The sequence below is a fragment of the Microbulbifer agarilyticus genome, assembly GCF_020171345.1.
Lineage (GTDB): Bacteria > Pseudomonadota > Gammaproteobacteria > Pseudomonadales > Cellvibrionaceae > Microbulbifer > Microbulbifer agarilyticus_D.
This window is the reverse complement of record NZ_JAIUZM010000001.1, coordinates 1,250,938-1,270,502: the sequence shown is the minus strand read 5'-3', so window position 1 is coordinate 1,270,502 and position 19,565 is coordinate 1,250,938. Positions and strand designations below refer to the sequence as shown.

19 protein-coding genes are annotated in these 19,565 nt (G+C 58.6%); 10 read left to right on the top strand and 9 right to left on the bottom strand.

The window, feature by feature from the left end; translation table 11 throughout:
* Positions 1–2: 2 nt before the first annotated feature.
* Complete coding sequence (locus LCM31_RS05310; protein ID WP_224868151.1) at positions 3–1,370, bottom strand: TRAP transporter large permease; 1,368 nt, start codon at positions 1,368–1,370, stop codon at positions 3–5.
* Complete coding sequence (locus LCM31_RS05305) at positions 1,367–1,996, bottom strand: TRAP transporter small permease subunit (RefSeq protein WP_224868150.1); 630 nt, start codon at positions 1,994–1,996, stop codon at positions 1,367–1,369. Before LCM31_RS05305 ends, LCM31_RS05310 begins: the two co-directional genes overlap by 4 nt.
* 236 nt (positions 1,997–2,232) lie before the next feature.
* Between LCM31_RS05305 and LCM31_RS05300 the strand changes: the two genes are divergently transcribed.
* The 6 genes from LCM31_RS05300 to LCM31_RS05275 all read left to right on the top strand — a co-directional run bounded on the left by LCM31_RS05300 (position 2,233) and on the right by LCM31_RS05275 (position 8,888).
* Positions 2,233–3,300 carry a PstS family phosphate ABC transporter substrate-binding protein gene (locus LCM31_RS05300; protein WP_224868149.1) on the top strand — a complete coding sequence of 356 codons (1,068 nt, stop codon included), beginning with the start codon at positions 2,233–2,235 and terminating at the stop codon, positions 3,298–3,300.
* 159 nt (positions 3,301–3,459) lie between these two features.
* Positions 3,460–4,839 carry a phosphate ABC transporter permease subunit PstC gene (pstC, locus tag LCM31_RS05295; protein WP_224868148.1) on the top strand — a complete coding sequence of 460 codons (1,380 nt, stop codon included), beginning with the start codon at positions 3,460–3,462 and terminating at the stop codon, positions 4,837–4,839.
* Positions 4,832–6,133: a phosphate ABC transporter permease PstA gene (gene pstA, locus LCM31_RS05290; protein ID WP_224868147.1), complete on the top strand. Its 1,302-nt coding sequence runs from the start codon at positions 4,832–4,834 to the stop codon at positions 6,131–6,133. Before pstC ends, pstA begins: the two co-directional genes overlap by 8 nt.
* Before the next feature lie 51 nt (positions 6,134–6,184).
* Positions 6,185–7,093, top strand: a complete 909-nt coding sequence (gene pstB / locus LCM31_RS05285; RefSeq protein WP_455565246.1) for a phosphate ABC transporter ATP-binding protein PstB — start codon at positions 6,185–6,187, stop codon at positions 7,091–7,093.
* A 25-nt stretch (positions 7,094–7,118) separates the two neighbouring features.
* Positions 7,119–7,814: a phosphate signaling complex protein PhoU gene (phoU, locus tag LCM31_RS05280; RefSeq protein ID WP_222230957.1), complete on the top strand. Its 696-nt coding sequence runs from the start codon at positions 7,119–7,121 to the stop codon at positions 7,812–7,814.
* Between the two features lie 273 nt (positions 7,815–8,087).
* The gene (locus LCM31_RS05275; RefSeq protein ID WP_224868146.1) at positions 8,088–8,888 is read left to right on the top strand and encodes a putative porin; all 801 of its coding nucleotides are present in this window, start codon (positions 8,088–8,090) and stop codon (positions 8,886–8,888) included.
* A gap of 76 nt (positions 8,889–8,964) precedes the next feature.
* Here the strand turns inward: LCM31_RS05275 and LCM31_RS05270 are convergent, their stop codons facing one another.
* Positions 8,965–10,257, bottom strand: a complete 1,293-nt coding sequence (locus LCM31_RS05270) for a M48 family metalloprotease (protein WP_224868145.1) — start codon at positions 10,255–10,257, stop codon at positions 8,965–8,967.
* Positions 10,258–10,323: 66 nt separating this feature from the next.
* Here LCM31_RS05270 and LCM31_RS05265 point away from each other — a divergent pair, with 66 nt between their 5' ends.
* The 3 genes from LCM31_RS05265 to LCM31_RS05255 all read left to right on the top strand — a co-directional run bounded on the left by LCM31_RS05265 (position 10,324) and on the right by LCM31_RS05255 (position 12,089).
* On the top strand, positions 10,324–10,815 hold the full coding sequence (locus LCM31_RS05265; RefSeq protein ID WP_224868143.1) for a DUF4265 domain-containing protein: 492 nt from the start codon (positions 10,324–10,326) through the stop codon (positions 10,813–10,815).
* A gap of 91 nt (positions 10,816–10,906) precedes the next feature.
* Complete coding sequence (yaaA, locus tag LCM31_RS05260; protein WP_224868141.1) at positions 10,907–11,686, top strand: peroxide stress protein YaaA; 780 nt, start codon at positions 10,907–10,909, stop codon at positions 11,684–11,686.
* 37 nt (positions 11,687–11,723) lie between these two features.
* Positions 11,724–12,089 (top strand): hypothetical protein, encoded by a 366-nt coding sequence (locus LCM31_RS05255; RefSeq protein WP_224868139.1) that lies wholly within the window; start codon positions 11,724–11,726, stop codon positions 12,087–12,089.
* A gap of 81 nt (positions 12,090–12,170) precedes the next feature.
* On the opposite strand, the gene phoR is transcribed toward LCM31_RS05255, so the two are convergent.
* The 4 genes from phoR to LCM31_RS05235 form a co-directional block, all read right to left on the bottom strand.
* Positions 12,171–13,490 carry a phosphate regulon sensor histidine kinase PhoR gene (gene phoR / locus LCM31_RS05250; RefSeq protein ID WP_224868137.1) on the bottom strand — a complete coding sequence of 440 codons (1,320 nt, stop codon included), beginning with the start codon at positions 13,488–13,490 and terminating at the stop codon, positions 12,171–12,173.
* An 86-nt stretch (positions 13,491–13,576) separates the two neighbouring features.
* Positions 13,577–14,281 carry a phosphate regulon transcriptional regulator PhoB gene (gene phoB, locus LCM31_RS05245; RefSeq protein ID WP_224868676.1) on the bottom strand — a complete coding sequence of 235 codons (705 nt, stop codon included), beginning with the start codon at positions 14,279–14,281 and terminating at the stop codon, positions 13,577–13,579.
* A 201-nt stretch (positions 14,282–14,482) separates the two neighbouring features.
* Complete coding sequence (gene ubiA / locus LCM31_RS05240) at positions 14,483–15,370, bottom strand: 4-hydroxybenzoate octaprenyltransferase (protein ID WP_224868135.1); 888 nt, start codon at positions 15,368–15,370, stop codon at positions 14,483–14,485.
* Positions 15,371–15,414: 44 nt separating this feature from the next.
* The gene (locus LCM31_RS05235; RefSeq protein ID WP_224868132.1) at positions 15,415–15,990 is read right to left on the bottom strand and encodes a chorismate--pyruvate lyase family protein; all 576 of its coding nucleotides are present in this window, start codon (positions 15,988–15,990) and stop codon (positions 15,415–15,417) included.
* Positions 15,991–16,217: 227 nt separating this feature from the next.
* Here LCM31_RS05235 and LCM31_RS05230 point away from each other — a divergent pair, with 227 nt between their 5' ends.
* The gene (locus LCM31_RS05230) at positions 16,218–17,528 is read left to right on the top strand and encodes a dicarboxylate/amino acid:cation symporter (RefSeq protein ID WP_224868130.1); all 1,311 of its coding nucleotides are present in this window, start codon (positions 16,218–16,220) and stop codon (positions 17,526–17,528) included.
* Positions 17,529–17,638: 110 nt separating this feature from the next.
* On the opposite strand, the gene LCM31_RS05225 is transcribed toward LCM31_RS05230, so the two are convergent.
* Together LCM31_RS05225 and LCM31_RS05220 are read right to left on the bottom strand one after the other, a co-directional pair.
* Positions 17,639–18,328: a hypothetical protein gene (locus tag LCM31_RS05225; protein WP_224868128.1), complete on the bottom strand. Its 690-nt coding sequence runs from the start codon at positions 18,326–18,328 to the stop codon at positions 17,639–17,641.
* A gap of 255 nt (positions 18,329–18,583) precedes the next feature.
* Positions 18,584–19,294 (bottom strand): hypothetical protein, encoded by a 711-nt coding sequence (locus LCM31_RS05220; protein ID WP_224868126.1) that lies wholly within the window; start codon positions 19,292–19,294, stop codon positions 18,584–18,586.
* Between the last annotated feature and the right edge of the window lie 271 nt (positions 19,295–19,565).

The following is a 19,565-nucleotide window of genomic DNA, read 5'->3' as shown; positions in this document are numbered from 1 at the left end:
CGTTATAGCTGGCCGGGCAGCCAAGTGGCCAGTTGTGGCCACAGTGCCAGCATCAGCATCAGCATCAGCATCAGTAGCAACTGGATGCAGATAAACGGCATCACGCCGCGGTAGATGGCCCCGGTGGCCACGGACTCCGGCGCTACGCTGCGCAGGTAGAACAGCGAGAAGCCAAACGGCGGGGTGAGGAAGGACGTCTGCAGGTTCAGGGCGATCATCACACCCAGCCACACCGGGTCCAGCCCCATGGCCAGCAGCACCGGGCCGACAATGGGCACCACCACAAAGGTGATCTCGATAAAGTCGAGGATAAAGCCGAGCAGGAAGATCACCAGCATCACCAGCAGGGTCGCACCCACGACGCCGCCGGGCAGGCTCTCGAAGAAGTGAGTAACCACTTCCTCTCCGCCAAAGCCTCGGAATACCAGCGAGAACAGCGAGGCGCCGATCAGGATTGCGAACACCATGGCGGTGACCTGCAGGGTACTCTGCCCCACTTCGCCGGCGCGGGACCAGTTCAGGGCGCCGCGCCCCCAGGCCAGGATGCCGGCACCCAGTGCGCCCACGGCCGCAGCCTCGGTCGGGGTGGCGGCGCCGGTAATGATCGAGCCGAGCACCAGCAGCATCAGCGCGATGGGTGGGAACAGGCTTTTCAGGGTTTGCAGCAGGTCCACCTCTTCGCTGGCGCTGCGGGCTGCCGCGGGTTCACGCCGTGCGATAAACAGCAGATACAGGATGTAGGCAGCGACCAGCAGCAGTCCCGGGATAATCGCGCCCATAAACAGGTCGCCCACACTCACTGGCTTCGGGTTGAAGATACCCTGGGAGAGCTGCGCTTGCTGGTAGGCGTTGGACAGAGTATCTCCCAACAGCACCAGCGCGATGGACGGCGGGATAATCTGGCCGAGGGTACCAGTGGCACAGATGGTGCCGGTGGCCAGCCTGGGGGAATAGCCGCGCTTCAACATGGTGGGCAGGGACATCAGGCCCATGGTGACCACGGTGGCGCCGACGATACCGGTACTTGCGGCCAGCAGTGCGCCTACCACCACTACGGACACCGCCATGCCGGAAGGGATGCCGGAAAATACCCGCGCGAGATTGACCAGCAGATCCTCGGCGATCCGCGCCCGCTCCAACATTACACCCATCAACACAAACAGCGGCACCGCCATCAGGGTGCCGTTCTGCATGATGCCGTACAGGCGGTCGGGGAAGGCACGCAGCAAGCCGGCATCGAACACGCCACCGACGATGCCCAGCCCGGCGGCAAGGAGTGCGGTACCACCCAGGGTAAATGCCACCGGATAACCGGCAATCAGTGCCGCACACACGGCGACAAACATCAGCAGGGGAATGAGTTCCATCATGCGCTGGCCTCCCCGGTGGCCTCGCGCACCAGCGGGCGCGGTTGCTGTTCTGGTTCTGTTTTCCGCGCCGCAGGTGTGTCGGCTGGTTTGCTCACGGTATGGGAGGTGTGATCGCTGGACTCGGCCTGCATCAGCGTGTGTAGCGCGCGTGCCAGCTGGCTGAACCCCTGCAGTGCGAGGGTGGCGGCGGCCAGTGGGATCAGGCTCTTCAGCAGGTAAACTCCGCCGAGACCGTCCGCGCTATTACTGGTTTCCTGCACGGCCCAGCTGCTGGCGGCAAACTGCAGGCTGCCGTAACCGATAAAAGCACATAGTGGCAGCAGGAAGATCAGGCAGCCCACCGCATCCACCCAGGCTTTCCCTCTTGGCGAGAGCTGGCGGTACACCACATCCACGCGCACATGGGCGCCGGATTGCAGGGCGTAGGCGAGGCCGAGCATCAATGCGGCGCCGTGCAAATAAGCCACCGCATCCTGCATGGCCAGAGACCCGCCGTCGAAGCCGTAGCGCATCGCCACCACCAGGCTCTGAATGACCACCATCGCCAGGGTGAACCAGCCCAGAACACGCCCGCAGCTACCGGCAAATCGGTCCAAAGCACCGGCGGCACGTAGCAGAAACATCATGTGAACACTCTCAATTCATCTTTATTGTTCTGTTAACAGTGGGGCACAGCCTACCTTTTGGCCAGAAATTGCGCCAGCGCGGTGTGGGTACTGGGCATAACTGACTTGTACGCCATCACTGGTCATAAAATGGCCGGGCGACTGTAACTTGTTTGTAATGTTTGATTCATAGAATCGTCACCAGTTGGAAGTAGCATGCTCCGCGTGCAGATAATTCGACCACCTATGGAGATATCATGAACAACCGTTCCGCGAGCAAAAAAGTTCTGGCTTCGGCCCTGGCGGCCCTGACCATTGCGGCCTCTAATGCGGCCCTGGCAGCGCGCGACCACATCAGCATCGTCGGTTCCTCAACCGTTTACCCGTTCACCACCGTTGTAGCCGAGCGTTTCAGCCGCGCTACTCAGTTCAAGACGCCGGTTGTTGAATCCACTGGTACCGGCGGCGGCATGAAACTGTTCTGCCAGGGCGTTGGCGAAAGCACTGCCGACGTCACCGGCGCTTCCCGTCGCATCAAGCAGTCCGAGCTGGAGATGTGTAACGGCAATGGTGTTGACGTTGTTGAAGTTCAGATCGGTTACGACGGCATCGTGCTGGCCAACGCCAAGACTGCCAAGCCGTTCGAGCTGAGCCGCAAGGACATCTTCCTGGCCCTGGCCAAAGACGTGCCGAACCCAGACGGTTCCGAGACTCTGGTACCTAACCCGTACAAAACCTGGAAAGACGTAAACCCGACTCTGCCGGCTGCGAAGATCGAAGTTCTGGGTCCGCCCCCGACTTCCGGTACCCGCGATGCTTTCGCCGAGCTGGCGATGGAAGGTGGTTGTAAGAAGTTTGACTGGATCGCTGCCAAGAAGAAGTCTGACAAGAACGCTTACAAAGCCATTTGTCACAACGTACGTGAAGACGGCTTCTACGTAGAAGCGGGCGAGAACGATAACCTGATCGTGAATAAGCTGGCTGCCAACCCGAACGCACTGGGCATCTTCGGCTTCAGCTTCCTGGATCAGAACGCCGACAAGGTTCAGGGTTCCCTGATCGAAGGCCAAGAGCCTACTTTCGAATCTATCGCTGACAACAGCTACCCGGTTTCCCGTCCGCTGTTCGTTTACGTGAAGAAAGCGCACGTTGACGTGGTACCGGGCATCAAGCAGTTCCTGGCCGAGTTCACCAACGATCGCGCCTGGGGCGAGGAAGGCTACCTGGCAGACAAGGGTATGATCCCGCTGCCGACCGCCGAGCGTCAGAAGGTTGCCAACAACGTTCGCAAGCTGAACGCTCTGACCAACCTGGCTGCTAAATAACAGCTAAATAAAAGGTAGATGGATTTACCGGCCAAGCCCTTTCAAGGGCTTGGCTTTTTACGTATATATACACCGCAATTTTTACCGCGCCATGCAATTGCGGATACACCGTTGATAATGGCCGACGTTTTTTGTACCTAGAGATAACCGAGCGAATCGATGCAGACTCCTACTCTCTTCGCCCTGCTGCTGTTGCTGATACTGGTGGCCTACGGCACTGGTTTTAGCCGCGCGATTGCCGCTGCCCGTAGTGGTGGTGGTGTCCGCAGCCTGGCTTCATTGCCGAGCTACTACGGCGTGCACACCGCACTCTGGTGTGGTCTTCCCGCCCTGATTATTCTGGGTTGCTGGCTCATTTTTGACGATGCGATTATCCGCGCAATGGTGATGGGCGCTATCGCCGATAAGCCGGAGTCCATTGCCGGGCAAAATCTGCTGTACGCGCAGATCCAGAATCTGGCGGCGGGCAACTTGGTTGGCAACGTGACCCCGCAACTGCAGGATGCTGCCGCGCATCTCACAAGTTTGCGCGAGAGTGGTCGCTGGATGCAGACCGCCTTGATCCTGATTCTGTCGATCGGTCTTGGTGCCTACGCATTCCTGCGTATTTCCCCGGAAATGCGCGCGCGGGAAAAAGTCGAAAAGGTCCTGCGCATTATTCTGCTGGCATGCGCATGCGCGGCCATCTTTACCACCGTGGGCATCCTGCTGTCGGTACTGTTCGAATCACTGCGTTTCTTCCAGTCGGTACCGGTGACCGAATTCCTGTTTGGCCTGCACTGGAGCCCACAGATGGCACTGCGTGCGGACCAGGTTGGCTCCAGTGGTGCCTTTGGCGCGGTGCCCCTGTTTACCGGTACCCTGCTGGTTTCCGCCATCGCCATGTTTGTGGCGGTGCCGGTGGGTCTGATGTCTGCCATTTACCTGGCGGAATACGCCGGCAAGAAAGTGCGTTCCGTGGCCAAGCCGCTGCTGGAAATCCTCGCCGGTGTACCCACCGTGGTGTACGGCTTCTTCGCCGCGCTGACCGTAGCTCCGTTTATCCGCGACCTTGCCCAGTCCATGGGGCTGCAGGCATCCAGTGAAAGTGCACTGGCCGCTGGTCTGGTGATGGGGGTAATGATTATTCCGTTCGTATCGTCCCTGTCGGACGACGTGATCAATGCAGTACCCCAGTCCCTGCGCGATGGTGCGCTGGGCTTGGGTTCCACCAAGTCAGAAACCGTGCGCAAGGTGGTGATCCCTGCCGCACTGCCGGGCATCGTCGGTGGTGTACTGCTGGCGGTATCCCGCGCAATTGGTGAAACCATGATCGTGGTGATGGCCGCGGGCCTTGCCGCAAATCTCACCGCAAACCCACTGGAGTCGGTCACTACGGTTACCGTACAAATTGTGACGCTGTTGGTGGGTGACCAGGAGTTTGACAGTCCGAAGACTCTCGCCGCCTTTGCACTTGGTCTGATGCTGTTTATCAGCACCCTGATTCTGAACTTTATTGCCCTGCACGTAGTGAAAAAATACCGGGAACAGTATGACTGATCTGACTCAATCCAATTTGACGCAGAAAGAAGTGCGCGAGCGAATCGAGTCGCGCCTTGCCAGCCGTCACCGCAAGGAAAAGATCTTCCGCGGTTTTGGTATCGCCAGTATCGCCTTTGGCATACTCGCGGTCGTAGTGCTGTTCACCGACATTATCAGTAAGGGCAGCAGTGCGTTCGTTCAAACCGATATCGAGCTGAAGGTTACCTATGACCCCGATACCCTCGGCATCGATACCGTGGATGACGAGAGCCTGGCGTGGGCCAACTTTGATGCGGTGATTCGCAACGCCCTGCGCGAGCGCTTCCCCGATGTCAGTGGCCGCCGCGACAAGCGCGAGCTCTACTCGCTGGTGTCCAATGGTGCCGGCTTTGAATTGCGCGAGCGCCTGCAGCAAAACCCGGAGTTGCTGGGTAAAACGGAAACCCTGTGGTTCAACGCCGATGATGACGTGGACACCTATGTAAAAAGCCTGTCCAAGTCCGAAGAGGGTTTCCTGGGGCGTACCTCCGAGCAGAAGGCAGGGTGGATCAAGTCCCTGCTGGCGACGGGCGAACTGGAGAAGCGCTTCAACACGACCTTCTTTACCAATGGTGACTCCCGTGAGCCCGAGCAGGCCGGTATCCGTGCGGCCTTGATGGGCTCGCTGTTTACCCTGCTGGTCACCCTGGCGCTGTCCTTCCCCATTGGCGTAGCTGCGGCCATTTATCTGGAAGAGTTTGCGCCGAAGAATCGCTGGACCGACCTGATCGAGGTGAACATCAACAACCTCGCCGCGGTTCCGTCCATCGTGTTCGGTCTGCTGGGCCTGGCGATCTTTATCAACTTCTTCGAGCTGCCGCGTTCGGCACCGCTGGTGGGTGGTCTGGTACTGACGCTGATGACCCTGCCGACAATCATTATTTCCAGCCGTGCCGCGCTGAAGTCGGTGCCGCCATCGATCCGTGAAGCGGCCATGGGCATGGGCGCCTCGCGCATGCAGGTAGTACTGCACCACGTGTTGCCACTGGCGATGCCCGGCATGCTCACCGGCGCCATCATCGGTATGGCCCAGGCGCTGGGCGAAACCGCGCCGCTGCTGATGATCGGTATGGTGGCCTTTATTGTGGACGTGCCGCACGGCATTACCGACCCGTCCACGGTGCTGCCGGTACAGATTTTCCTGTGGGCAGACAGCCCGGAGCGCGCCTTTGTTGAGCGTACCTCCGCCGCGATCATGGTACTGCTGGCAGTCCTGATCACCATGAACACCTGCGCAGTGTGGCTGCGCAAGAAACTCGAGCGCCGCTGGTAACGCGCGTCTGCGTAACCTTCGGATGTTAAGATTGCGAATCGAGAGTGAGCCATGACAAGCATGACCCTGAACGCCGGCGCAGCAGTACCGGCGCAAGACAAAACCAATTCAGCCACCGACTTACCCAATAAGCCGGCCACGGAGTCCACCTCAGTGAAAACCCAGGAAGATATTGCCGAAACCGTCGGCAGCCCCTTCTGTGATGAAGCCAAGCTGCGCATGCGCAACGTGAACGTGTTTTACGGTGAGGCCCAGGCAATTCACGATGTCAGCCTGGATATCGGTCGCAACCAGGTGGTTGCCATGATCGGTCCTTCCGGCTGTGGTAAATCCACCTTCCTGCGCTGCCTGAACCGCATGAACGACACCATCGAAGGGTGTCGTGTCGAAGGCGACCTGACTTTGGACGGCGAAGCCATCTACGGCCCCAAGGTCGATGTGGTGCCGCTGCGTGCACGCGTGGGCATGGTGTTCCAGAAGCCGAACCCCTTCCCCAAGTCCATTTACGACAACGTTGCTTACGGCCCCAAGATCCACGGCATCGCCAGCCGTCGCGCGGAACTGGATGAGATCGTAGAAAACAGCCTGCGTCGCGCCGGCCTGTGGGACGAAGTCAAAGATCGCCTGGACAAGCCGGGTACCGGCCTTTCCGGTGGTCAGCAGCAGCGTCTGTGTATCGCCCGCGCCATCGCGGTAAGCCCGGAAGTGATCCTGATGGATGAGCCCTGCTCCGCACTGGACCCGATTGCCACCGCGCGCATTGAAGAACTGATTCATGAGCTGCGTGAAAACTACACCATCGCCATCGTGACCCACTCCATGCAGCAGGCCGCGCGCGTAAGCCAGCGCACCGCCTACTTCCACCTGGGCAAGCTGGTTGAGGTCAATGACACCGAGACCGTGTTCACCAATCCTGAGCACGATCTTACCGAAGCGTACATTACCGGCCGTTTCGGCTAAGGTTGAGGGAAGCGGACAAAACACCATGGATATGCATTTCGATCAACACATCTCCCGCCAGTTCAACGACGATCTTGAGAGTCTCAAGACGGAAATGCTGGAAATGGGCGGCCTTGTAACTCGCCAGGTAGCCGACGCCGTAGAAGCGCTGGCCAATGCCGATAGTGAGCTGGCGGAAAAAGTTTTGAAGGTGGAAGAGGATATCGACCGCTGTGAAATGGAAGTGGACGAGCACGCGACGCTGATCATTGCCAAGCGCCAGCCCGCCGCCTCCGACCTGCGCATGGTGATGTCGGTTATTCGCATCGCCCGCGACCTGGAACGTGTGGGTGATGAGGCGAGCAAAATCGCCAAGATGGCCATCGCACTTACGGACCAAGGCTCTGCCCCGCGCGGTTACACCGAGATTCGGCATATCGCCAATGCCGTGCGCAAGATGCTGAACGACGCCCTCGATGCCTACACTCGTTTCGACGTGAAATCCGCAATGGAAACCCTCGCCGAAGACGAACAGGTGGATATGGATTACCGCAGCGCCGTGCGCGAAATGGTGACCTATATGATGGAGGACCCGCGCAGCATCTCGCGGGTGATGAATGTGCTGTGGACCCTGCGCTCCCTCGAGCGTATCGGCGACCACGCCAAGAACATCTGTGAGCAGGTGGTATACCTGGTGCAGGGTGCGGATATTCGCCACGGCAACGAGCAAAACCTGCGCTAACAAAATAAGCAGTAGTTTGCAGATCGCACCTACCCAAAAAGGCCGCTTCCGCGGCCTTTTTTAATTCAGCATCCGTTCAGTCTCGCCCTGTCACACTGCGCTCGCGAACTTGATCTTCATACTAAAAATAACTTGGTATTTGGTACGAGTGTCGCAATTTCTACTTTTTATTGCACCCATATTCTCCTTTGCATAGAATCCGCGCCGACTTTGCTTTTGTGCAAATCGGATGGGTACGCAAGTACAGATGTAACTTAAACAGGGAATACTTCTATGAAGTTCAAGTTTGCAGCACTTCCATTGATGCTGGCTTCTGCGGTCGCTTCCGCAGAGCAATACAATTCTTTCACCGACGTTGACTATACCTCTGCCGACTTCGGCACTGTCGACGTCGATACGCTAAGTTTCCAGTCCCAATACTATTTCGGCGCACTGGAAACCCTGGGCCCGCGCAAGGAATTCAACTACATTCTGCCGGTTTCCAATATTTACGGCGGCTTTGCCTATTCCGACGCAGACGGCAGCAGCAGTGATGCATTGACCATTGGTGGTGAATACTACACCGGCCAGTGGAAAGTCTTCGGTGAACTACAGGATGACGATTTCTCCACCGATTACAGTGTCGGTGCGGGTTTCCTGTTTACCCCGAACTTGCTTGCCGAGGTAGAAGCGGTAAAGCCAGAGGACGAAAGCACCGTTCTGCTGTTCCGTGGTAAATACAACCATCAATTGACCGGCAACGACTACATCGGCTTTACCGCTGAAGTGGACGACGACTTTGACTACCGCAGCGTGTCTTCCAAGTACTTCACCGCGCTGTCCGGTGGCCAGTACCTGACCGCAGGCCTGTCCTTGACCGATACCGACAACTCCGACGTGTTCTGGGGTGGCGATATTGAGTTTTACTTCAATGAAAACACCTCTATCGGTGCTGGCTACGCGGAAGACGAAAGCTACTATTTCGACGCGACCCACTTCTTCAACCGCAATGTTGCCGCCAAGGTAGCTTACGGCTCCAACCGCGATTTCGACGATCTGGATGTATTCAGCCTCGGCGTAACCGTGCAGCTGTAATTTTCCCTGCGAAAATTGCGCATAAAAAAGCGGGCGAAGAAATTCGCCCGCTTTTTTTGTTTCTGTTCAGGGAAACTTATCCCTGACCGCTCAGTGCCTGTACCCGTGCCTGTGCTTTAGTGCCGATGTCACCCCCGCCCTTGGCGGCGGTCTGGTAGTGGTTCAGCGCGTTTTTGGTATTGCCCTGCTGTTCATACACCTGCCCCAGATAATAGTGGGCATGGGGCGTTTCCAGATAGCGCGTGGAACGCTGCAGGTCGCGCTCGGCAGCGGTGTAGTTTTTAAGCTCAGCATTGAGCATGCCGCGCATCAGCCAGTTGGAAAACAGAGTCGGGTTTTTCTGTACCGCGGTCTCATACGAGCGCAGCGCCGGCTGGTATTGTTTCTTCTTCGCTAGCAGGTCGCCTTCCAGTGCGTAGAACGCCGCTTCCTTGGGCTGTTGTTGCTGTGCCCGGCGCGTGAGGGTCAGCGCCTGGTCGTATTGCTTGTTCTTTGCCGCGGTTAAAGCGTCGTCGTAGCTCTTGTATGCATCCGCATCGCGCTTCAGTTGCGCGATAGCGCGCTGGTACTGGCTGCGATTGACGGTGCCCGCGGGGAACTTCTTCGCGTGCTGGATATTCGCATCGACACGGGACTGCGACGGCGGGTGGCTGGCGAACAGTGCCTCGAGCCCACCGGACTGACGGCCCTTGGACAGCTCGACAAATTTCTTCTGCAGGCGCACCGCGCCCTGCGGGTCATAGCCGGCCGCCGCCATGTACTTCATGCCGTACGCATCGGACTCCAGCTCGTTGTCACGGCCGTATTTGGCAATGTAGGCAGAGCCGCCAAACTGGCTGCCGAGGGAGATCAGGTCGCCATAACCGGTGTTCTGGGTGGTGGCACCGAGAATGGCGATACCCGCGCCAAGGATCTGCTGCTGAGACATGGCCGCCGCGGAATGGCGCGCCGCCGCGTGCACAATCTCATGGCCCAGCACCGCCGCCAGCTCCGCCTCATCTTCCAGCAGTACCAGCAGGCCGCGGTTAATCGCGATTTTGCCGCCAGGCAGTGCCCAGGCGTTGGGGGTGGAGTTATTCAGCACCACGAACTCATAAGGCAGGTTGGGCTGATCCGATACCCGCGCCAGTTTCTGGCCGACGTTGCGCACATAACTCTGCAGAGCGGGATCGATCAGGTATTCACCGCCCTGGGTCTGCTGTGCCTTGGGGTACTGCTGCTCGCCCAGCGCCACTTCCTGTCCCTGGGACATCAGCGAGAGTTCCTTCTTGCCGGTCACCGGGTTGACCGCACAGCCCACCAGGCCTGTGGACAATGAGCTGGCAATTGCGATGGTCAGAAGGCGGTTTGAGATTGCGCGCGGAAACATAATCCTCTCCCTGTATAATGCGGTTCGCGAATAGCACACTATTGTACACAGTCCGGAGAGAGGGTTATGACGACCGCACTGCAGATTATTGAATTGTTTGCCGGGACCAATCCGGATGGTGAACCGGTGGTCGAGCGCATGCAGGTGAAGGTAAACGAGGACGACAGCGTGCAGCTGGTGCGCTCGCCGGCGTTTATCAAAGGTATCGCCAGCGGTGACACCATCAAGGTCAACCGCGAAGATCCCGAGAAGCCGAGCTTCGAGCTGGTAAAGCGTTCCGGCAACCTGGCCGTGCGTATCTTCTGTCGCGGTGACAGCACCAAGCTTTCCGACCAGCTGACCCCACAACTGGAAAAGCTCGGTGGCGAACTGGATCTCGAGTCCCCGCGTATGTTGGTGTACAGCATTCACGTGAGCTGTGGTTTCGATGAGATTGAGAAGATCCTCAACAGTGCCTGCGACGGCGCCAACAGCGTCTGGTACTACGGCAACGTGTACGACCCGGTCGACGGGCAGACGCCGCTGAATTGGTGGCAGGATATCCTGAAGCCCGAATAAAGCTACTGCGCTCCGGCGGTCACCTCCAGCCACTCGCTCGTTACGCTTTAGGCGACTCGAAAAACTAGAATATTGAACTAGAGCCTTCTGTATGTTGATTGTTATCTCCCCCGCGAAAACCCTCGACTATGAGAGCGAGATACCCGCACTCGACACCACCCAGCCGGATTTTCTTAAAGAGTCCGCAGCGCTGATCAAGGAGCTGAAGGCGCTCAGCCCGCAGGACATATCCAACCTGATGAAGGTGTCCGACAAGCTGTGTGTGCTCAATTACGACCGCTTCCATAGCTGGAAGCGCCCGTTCACCGACAGCAATGCCCGCCCCGCCCTGCTCGCATTCAAGGGCGATGTGTATACCGGGCTGGCAGCGGAAACCATGGGCAAGCGCGACTTTAATTTCGCGCAAAAGCATCTGCGCATGCTGTCCGGTCTGTATGGCTTGCTGCGTCCACTGGACCTGATGCAACCCTACCGCCTGGAGATGGGCACCAAGTTTGCCAACAGCGGTGGCAAAAACCTGTACGAATTCTGGGATGACAAAATTACCGCAGCCCTGAATAGCCAGCTTGCCGAACACAAAAGCAAGCAGCTGGTGAACCTGGCGTCTAACGAGTACTTCAAGTCGGTGCAGGTGAAAAACCTGCAGGCCGATGTGGTGACGCCGCACTTCAAGGACTGGAAAAACGGTCAGTACAAGATGATCAGTTTCTTCGCGAAAAAAGCGCGGGGCATGATGAGCCGCTGGGCTATCGACAACCGCGTGAAGCAGGCCGAGCAGCTGCAAGATTTTGATGTGGCCGGTTATTATTTCAGTGAAGAACACTCCAAGGGCAATGACTGGGTCTTCCTGCGCGACGAACAGCCAGCCTGAACTACAAAACCCCTGAGCAGAACACAGGAGCGCACTTATGCCCCCATGGTTTGAAATTGCCGTCACCATCGCCGCCGCCATTGCCGCGGTGTTTTTCTTTGCCAAGTACCGCGAGACCGCCGCTGCACTGCACGAATCCGAGCGCATGAAGCTCAAGTATTCCAAGGACCTCGATCGCTACCGCGATACACCGCAACTGCGCGCCCTGCGCGATGCCTTGATCGGCGAACGCAACCTGCCGGTGGACGATGAAGGCCGCGAGCACCTGCTGATCCGCGACAGCGCGCGCAAGCTGGTGCACATCACCGTGCAGAAGCGTACCGCCGAGCCGGTATCGGGCGACGCGTCGGTTGAGTATTCCGCAGCGGGCGAAGCGCGTACGCTGAAAGAACTGGAAGGATAAGTTTCGGGCTCCCGCCAGAGACAGCATAAAAAAGCCCCGTAAGGGGCTTTTTTGTATCTGCAATATCCGGACTGGGTGGAATCAGCTGGTGGCGGCACTGGCCTGGGTCAGTTTCTCGCGGGGGAAGTTCAGGGTAAAGGTACTGCCGCGGCCCGGTACACTGCTGATGCTCAAATTGGCACTGTGGCGCAGCAGTACGTGCTTGACGATGGCGAGGCCGAGGCCAGTACCACCACTTTCGCGGGAGCGGCCTGCATCCACCCGGTAGAAACGCTCGGTAAGGCGCGGGATATGCAGCGGATCGATACCGATACCCGAATCCTTCACCGCAAAGTGGCCGCCGCTGGCGTCCATTCTCCAGCGCAGCTCGATGGGGCCGCCGTCCGGGCTGTACTTGACCGCGTTAAATGCCAGGTTGGCAAAGGCACTGTGCAGCTCACCGGCGTCGCCGGTAATGGTGCCGTCCTCGTCGCACACCACGGAAATCTGGTGTCGCCCACCGCTCAGTGAGCGGGCTTCATCGGCCACGCGCTCCATCAGTCCGTGTACCGCGATACGATCGCGCCCGCTGTCGCGCTCGGAGGTCTCCAAGCGGGCGAGCAACAGCAGGTCGTTGACCAGGCTGGTCATACGCACCGTCTGCTCGCTCATTTGCCCCAGTGGCTTTTCCCAGTTCCGCGGCGCCTGCCCGCTTTCCTGAAGCGTCTCCAGGTAACCGGCAATCACCGTGAGTGGGGTGCGCAGTTCGTGGGATACGTTGGCGACAAAGTCGCGGCGCATTTGCTCCAGGTTATGCAGGCGGGTGATATCGCGCACGATCACCAGCGCTTCGTCCAGACCGAAGCGGGTGACTTCCATTTGCAGAATACGCGCGTCGTCCCCGGGCGCCGGCAGGGTAATCGGTTGCAGGTCGCCCTGATGGGCACCGCGCATGCGCTCGTGCATGTGCTCGACAAAGCGCGGATCGCGCACAAAGTTGATGATCGGCTGGCCGCTGTCGTCGCCCTGCAGGCGCAGCATTTGGCCGGCGACGGGGTTCCACCAGGCCAGGTTGCCGTCATCTTCCAGCGCCACGATACCCTCGCGCAAGGCGCTGGTGCTGTCCTGCACCCGGCGCAGCATGGCGTGCAGCTTTTGTTTTTCCTTGCGGTGGCGACGCTGTAGCCGATAGAAGTCGTCGGTGATATCGCCCCATACCCCAAAATTCGTGGGGGCCGGGCCACGGCGGCCGTTGGACAGCCAATGGTCGAAGCGATTTTGCTGCCACAACAGCCAGATGAGATAAACAGTGAGGCCAGAGCACAGCGCCAGCCACCAGTGTCCGGTTGAAAAACCGAAGATGGTGGTGCCCAGGGCTATGATGATAAAACGCGACAACTCGCCAATACTGCGATCGAGCATGAGGTTTTGGCCATCTTGTTGGGGGCGCGTCGAAGTGCGATTCGGCGGTACAGAGCGGGCCCACTGATAAAGTTCGATGGGCGGAATTATACCCTCTCGGCGGTCTGGACCGAAAAGCGATAACCGGTCCCACGCACGGTCTGAATGTAGCGTTCATGCCCATCCACGGTCAACGCCTTGCGCAGGCGCCGAATGTGTACGTCGACGGTGCGCTCCTCCACATACACGTTGCCGCCCCACACATGGTCGAGCAGTTGGGTTCGGGTGTAGGCGCGTTCCTGATGACTGAGGAAAAAGGTGAGCAGACGGAATTCTGTCGGTCCCATTTCCACCGGGTTACCGTTGATGGTGACCCGGTGGCTGACCGGATCGAGCACCAGCCCCCCGGCGGTGAGCGGTTCTTCCGGAGCGCTGGGGCCGGCGCGGCGCAGTACCGCTTTGAGCCGTGCAACCAGCTCGCGGGGGGAAAACGGTTTGGTGATATAGTCGTCGGCGCCCGTCTCCAGCCCCTTGATCTTGTGGTCTTCCTCACCTTTCGCCGTCAGCATGACGATGGGTAGCGACGCGGTGAGCTCGTCGCGCTTCAGGCGCCGGGCCAGTTCCACACCGGAGACATCCGGCAGCATCCAGTCCAGGAGAATAAGGTCGGGTTTTTCGTCGATGACCAGCGCGTGCGCTTCCTGCGCGTTCTCCGCTTCCAGGCAGCGGTAATCCGCCATCTCCAGCGCCACGCGCAACATATCGCGTACCGGGGCTTCGTCGTCGACTATAAGGATCGTCTTGCTGTGCATCTGCCTGCCATACCCTAACTGAGTTTGCTGTCGCCTAGGCGGGTGCCTCACAACCTCCGCTGCGGCGCTTTCCGGCGTCCTGCCTCGTCGACTGTAGCGCCAGCCTCAACTGACCATTGTAGAGTGGCCATTTAACGTCACTTTGGTGACAAATATATGACAGGTATTCAGGCGGGTAGAATTTCGGGTCACAGTGACTGGCTACCATGCGATATAGTGGGAAAATATCCCGCAGAAAAGCGCCATTCCCACGAAGTTGTTGTTCAAAAACGCCTTGAAGCATGCCTCTCGTTGCCGGTCACGGATCAACCATTGCTGATAGGCAAACAGCCCGGTCACGATCCCCAGGCCGCAGTAGTAAAGTGGCCCCAATTCCGCACGCCCACCCAGCATCAGCAGCGCCACAACAACCATACCCTGCAGGCTGGCGGTCATCGCCTTGTCCAGCTCGCCGAACAGGATGGCGGTGGATTTGACACCGATTTGCAGGTCGTCATCCCGGTCCACCATGGCGTAAAAGGTGTCGTAGGCCACGGTCCACAGCAGGTTGGCGGTAAACAGCAGCCAAGCGACCGCTGGCACCTCCCCGGTCACTGCCGCAAATGCCATTGGAATACCCATACTGAACGCAGCCCCCAGTACCACCTGCGGCAGATGCGTATAGCGTTTGGCGAAGGGGTAACAGAAGGCCAGCGCCAGCGCCGGCAGGGACAGCAGAATGGTGGGGCGGTTGGTGGTCAGCACCAGCAAAAATGCGACCAGCATCAAGCCGGCGAATAGCATCAGTGCGCCCCTGGGGGTGGCGGCACCGGTGGCGAGCGGGCGCTGCTTGGTACGCTCAACGTGTCCATCGATATTGCGGTCGGCAAAGTCATTTATGGCACAACCGGCCGCGCGGGTGAGGATGACGCCCAGGGTAAACACCACAAGCAGGTGCAGGCCCGGCCAGCCCTCGGCGGCGATCCACAGCGCACACCAGGTGGGCCACAGTAACAAGAGTGCGCCGATCGGTCTGTCCATGCGCGTCAGCTGCCAATATGGCAGGACTGCGGGCCAACGCTGCTGAATCTGGTGGCTGATAGCTTGCATGGTGGCTTCCCGTGTTCGCTCTGTACGTTGAGGTGCTTGTGCGCTTATGCCAGCGGCGGTGTATGGGGATTGAAACCGCTCAGGAAGGTCTCTGCAACCAGCAGGGGTTTATCCTGCAGCCAGAAGGTGGAGCGGCGCCCCCAGGCGCGGGGTGCACTGTCGGTCAGCTCTGGTTGCTGGCAGTGCGGATTGCGCGCGAGCCGGTTGAGCACAATGGGCCCGCGGCGAATGTCTGGCTGGCTGAACAGCAGTTCGCCGAGGGGGCGGTTGTCGAGGCCGCGCAGATAGCGGGATTTGCCGGTAAGGGTGCGCTCGGGCAGCACGCTGCGGGCGTAGACCCAGGGCTGTTCACTGTTGCCATACAGCAGTACCTCGCGCACCAGCGCGCGGCTGCGGTCTTTCAGGTTGAGCGCGCGGCGCTCCTCGGGCCGGGGTGTCTGCCAGCCCTGATTGAGTATCTGCACGCGGAAGGCGCCCTCGCCCAGATGCTTGAGGGCGGCGGTCAGCGAACCCGGGTGCAGCAGCCAGGGCAGCAACTGCTCCGGCGGTGTCTGGCCGTGCAGGCTTTCCAGAGGTTGAGGGTGCCAATCGCCGATGGCCTCGAAGGGGGAGTGGTACAACGCTGACTCCGCACAAGCTTGTGATGGTTAGTTCAAACCGCATTGTACCCGAGCGCGCCACCAGGGGAACGCGCTTTGCCCACAGGGGGTGAGGCCGATATAGTGGCGCATTCGCTGGCCGTTGCCGGATGCTGGCGGTACGGGCGCTGCGCCTGTGCCGATGCCATTATCTACAATGCACAAAATAATGAATTGCCACTGCAAGGTGCGCATAAACGGGAAGGACCATGGGGCTTACCAAAAAAATCGTACTGGCCATGATCGCGGGTATCGGACTCGGCCTGCTGTTCAACGTACTCAATTCCAGCCAGGTTCTGGGTGAGGCGGTCACCTCCTTTATCAATAACTACCTCACCAATGGCCTGTTCGACATCGTCGGTCGTATCTTCATCGCCTCGCTGAAACTGATGGTGGTGCCGCTGGTACTGGTCTCCCTGATTTGCGGGGCCTGTGCCCTGTCAGAAGGTAGCCGCGTTGGCGTGCTGGCGGGCAAGACGCTGGCGCTGTACATGGTGACCACGGCCGTGGCGATCTCCCTGGCATTGATGCTGGCACTGGTCATTCAACCGGGCGCAGGCATGGCCCACCTGGCGGGAGACGCGCAGTTTGAGGCAAAACAGTCCCCGCCGCTGTCGGATGTACTGGTCAATATCTTCCCCACCAACCCGGTGCAGGCGATGGCCGAAGGCAATATGTTGCAGATCATCGTGTTTGCCCTGTTGCTGGGTTATGCGATTTCCCGCAGTGGCAAGCCGGGACAGCGGGTAGCGGCTTTCTTCAATGACCTAAACGATGTCATTTTGCGCATGGTGAGCGTGCTGATGGCGTTTGCGCCTTACGGTGTGTTTGCCCTGCTGGCGAACAAGATTGCGCTGCTGGGTCTGGATGCCATTCCCACCCTGGCGAAATATTTCAGCGTGGTGCTGCTGGCACTGATGGTGCATGCGCTTGGGGTGTACCCGCTGCTGCTGAAACTGCTGTCAGGTTTGAACCCGGTGCAACTGCTGAAAAAAATGCGCCCGGCAATGGCCTTTGCTTTCAGTACCGCTTCCTCCGCAGCGACCATCCCGGTCACTCTGCAGACCGTGGAGAAGCGCCTGGGTGTAGATAACAAGGTGGCCTCGTTCACCGTGCCGCTGGGTGCAACCATCAACATGGACGGCACCGCGATTATGCAGGGCGTGGCCACGGTATTTATTTCCCAGCTCTATGGCATTGAGATCGGCCTGATGGGATACCTGACGGTAATTCTGACCGCAACGCTCGCGTCGGTTGGCACCGCCGGTGTGCCGGGTGTAGGCCTGATCATGCTGGCGATGGTGCTCGGCCAGGTTGGTCTGCCGGTCGAAGGTATTGCGATCGTGATGGGTGTGGATCGCCTGCTGGATATGGTGCGCACCGCGGTAAATATTACCGGGGATGCGGTGGTGAGTACCGTGGTGGCGAAAAGCGAAGGCGCTCTGGATGTCAGCACCTTCAATGATGAGAACTACAACAGCGTTGTGGATCACAGGGATGGTCGCTCAACGATTGCCTGAAGTATCGGAGCGAAAAGCTGTCTGAGCCAAGAGATATCTGGGCTCAATTGAACCAATAAAAAAGGGCGAGGCGCATAGGCGCCTCGCCCTTTTTAGTGCCGTGCCGGCGATCAAGTGGAGACTAAATCGCGCAGCGCATCTGCTTCGAGGTGGTCCTCCATACGCTCCACCAGCTCTTCAACCATTTCGCTGAGGGCGTCTTCAATGGCTTCCTGGGTATTGTCTTCAGCGTCGCGGCCGTCGAGGTAAGTGCGCACCCGATATTTTTCCGTAATTTTCAGTTTGCCAATATCGATACGTTGTTCGCGCAGTGTGCTGCCATTGCGCCCGGCGAGTGTATAGCGGAACTCGCCGCTCAGTGCGACGTTCCCTTTTTCGGTGTCGTAATCCTTCCCGGGCTTCATACTGCTCAGGTGTTTGATCACTTTGATCTGGATATTGTTTTCCAGGTTCAGGAGACCGTTTTCCTTCACCAGCGGCACTTCCTCATCTTCCAGGTATTCGTATAACACCCGGGCAAACTCGCTGTGGATATGTTGGGTGTAGCTGCGCACCGCCTTTTGCTTGAGCTCGGCGAGCCCGCCGCCATTGCCGGCCATTGCCAACATCAACTGCATATCCCCGGATACGGGCATGGGCACGTCGATGTCGATTTTGCCGGGGGTAATGACGAGGCTGGGGATGTGGTCGCTGCCGCCCCAGAAGCTTTCCTGGGCGATCGCTTGGCCGACGTTGATTGTGGATAGCGCAAGGCTGCACAGGCCCGCGGCCAGCAGCCGGCGGATTCCTTGGTTTCTCATACATCGCTCCCTGTTTTATTTTTATACGGGGATGGTGTTTTTTATGCACGTCGTGGCGATTGGTTTCGCTCTAGTTAAGTTGGACGTCTGTACCAAGCTGCCACTTATTGCGGGTAAACGCAAAAATATTTCGTGACCTGTGCGTCACATTCTTCGTGGTTTGTGAGGTGGGTCGTAGCGAAAGTGCAATAAATCGGATAGGCGCCGGGAGGGAGAAGGAGCGGCTGCGCCGCCCCGGGAGGCGGTGCAAGAAACTTAATTGCGCCCGGTAATCTCGAGCAGTGCGTCCGCTTCGAGGTCGTCTTCGATGCGGTCGAGGATGCGTTTCACCAGCTGGTCCGCCATGCGCTGCAGCTGTTCACTGGTGTCGTCTTCGTTTTCGTCGCCGTACAGGGATGTCTTGATTTGATACTTGCCTTTGAGCCGCAAGTTGGCGATATCCAAACGTTTTTCTCTCAGCACCCGCTCACCCGGTGCCTGCAGGCGCAGCAGGTAGTCGCCACTGGCGCTGAGGTTACCGCGCTCTATTTCGATGTCGCCCTTGGTTTTGAGGCCACTCAGCTGCTTGACCACGGAAATATCCACAAAGTTAAACAGGATCAGCGAGTGATTATCGCTGCGCAGTGGAATCTCCTCGTCGGCAAAGAATTCACGCAGGGCGCTGTCCAGGCGTGTGCGCAGATAATCGCTGAACGCGCGGCTGGCAGATTCCTTGGCTGCGGAAACCCCGCCACCGTTGGTGGCTTGTGCCAGCAGGCTTTCGAAATCGTTACCCTGCAGCGGAGTGGGTACCTCTGCGGCGACTTCAATCTTGGCGAGAGTGAGGTGCAGTGCCGACGGCTCCTGCGCATGTACCAAGACCCCAAATAAGCTTGTGCACAGCAGTATCCCGAGGCGGGCCAGACGTTTTACATTATCGCGGGGCTGGGTTAAGGCTGCGCTGTTAAATATTTTGCGCTGACTCATTCAGCTGACTCCTGCACCCGATTCTTTCAGGCGTTCGCTATGCAAATGTGGGCGCCGCGGGTGCAGTGCCCGCGAACTCTTATGTGATGGAGGGGGCGCTGCTGAGTGCCGCTAAACCCTCTTATTGATGAGGCTGCCACCACATGTGAGCGAGTGCAAAAATATTAGTGACCCGAAGTGACTAATTGGTTTTGGCAATAACGGCAGCTAGAAAAAACTGTGGGATGTTTGGCAAAAATAGGCGCCAATTGGTGCGGATGGGCAGGCGTCG